Consider the following 1,147-nt stretch of genomic DNA (forward strand, 5'->3'; position numbering starts at 1 on the left):
TAGTTGATGGGTTACTGGCACACGCCGGGCAGGAAATTCATCTCAAGGCCGGTAATAACGTGGTAATTGAGGCGGGGCTCGAGATCACGGTCAAAGCGGGTGATTCCTTTATCAAGATCGACGCCAGTGGCGTAAGCATTACCGGCCCTCAGATGAAACTCAACTCGGGGGGCAAGCCAACCTTGGGCACCGGCGCATCGCCCGCTTTGCCTGGGCTTGTGAAACAGGCAGATGACAATGGGCCGGGGCAGTTGCTGACGCAGCGCCTGGGTGAACCAGGCCCGATAGTAGAGCTGTGCCAGAAACCCAGGAACGGAACGCCCATGGACTGCCCGCTTGCCGATTGCGGCTGTCGCGGGGCGTTGCTGTCGAGAGGTCGGGCATGAACGTTTACGTGCTGCTGGAGCGCACCGACTCGCTGCTGGAACAACTCTACCAACGGCTGCCCGATCCAGCGCCAGCCGTGTTATTCGACAAGACCGAGCTGGCCACCTACCGGGAGAAAAGTCCGCTTTTTTTGAACACATCAGGCAGCAATACCCTCGTTGAGGCAATGCATGAAGAGCCAGAATCCTGGCCCGGCCTGATCATCGAAAGCCCCTCTCCCGCCGACGTGTTGCTCGGCCATCTGCGGCACATTCTGTTTGTCAGGTTCGAGGGGCAGCGCCGAGGCGTGCTGCGCTATTCACACCCTGTCACTGCCAGCTACTTCTTTACCGTTGATGCGCCTCAATCCATCGCCCAGTGGTTCGGCCCTATTTCCAGGCTTGGCTGGTACGGCGGCACCTGGGAGGACCTTGCACAAGGCAAGCAGCGCTGGTTCGACGTTCGCAATCCACACGCACCTGATTGGCAACCGCCCCAACCTCAAGTGACGTTCGGTTTAAACCAGTGGCAAGAAGACGCGTTGCGGCGCCAGAACAAGGAGTTCTTACAATGACCAGCGGCAGACTGAGCGATGGCCCTTCCTGCGAAATGGACAAACTGATCGTCCAGATCGTGGGCAAGAAGCATTCGGACCAGCAGCAGGTTTTGCTGCTCGGTTCTGATGGGACCCGTATCTATTCACCCAAATCGGAAGTGCTGGAAAGGGAGCTGTTCAGCAGCACCCTGAAGGTCTGGGATCACATCGAGGGCACGCACCTTC

General features: G+C 58.4%; 2 protein-coding genes and 1 pseudogene. All 3 read left to right on the forward strand.

Annotated features, from left to right (window positions below; translation table 11 throughout):
* Positions 1-386, forward strand: a pseudogene (locus tag RYC18_RS05765) (type VI secretion system tip protein VgrG); the annotation flags it as partial.
* Positions 383-940 carry a DUF4123 domain-containing protein gene (locus tag RYC18_RS05770; RefSeq protein WP_057405280.1) on the forward strand — a complete coding sequence of 186 codons (558 nt, stop codon included), beginning with the start codon at positions 383-385 and terminating at the stop codon, positions 938-940. The pseudogene RYC18_RS05765 and the gene RYC18_RS05770, both read left to right, overlap by 4 nt.
* Positions 937-1,147 (forward strand): hypothetical protein (locus RYC18_RS05775; RefSeq protein ID WP_316884208.1); only part of this gene is annotated, 211 nt, incomplete at its 3' end. The genes RYC18_RS05770 and RYC18_RS05775, both read left to right, overlap by 4 nt.

Origin of the sequence: Pseudomonas syringae group sp. 247E2 (genome assembly GCF_032587795.1) — a bacterium.
GTDB classification, from domain to species: Bacteria; Pseudomonadota; Gammaproteobacteria; order Pseudomonadales; family Pseudomonadaceae; genus Aquipseudomonas; species Aquipseudomonas amygdali.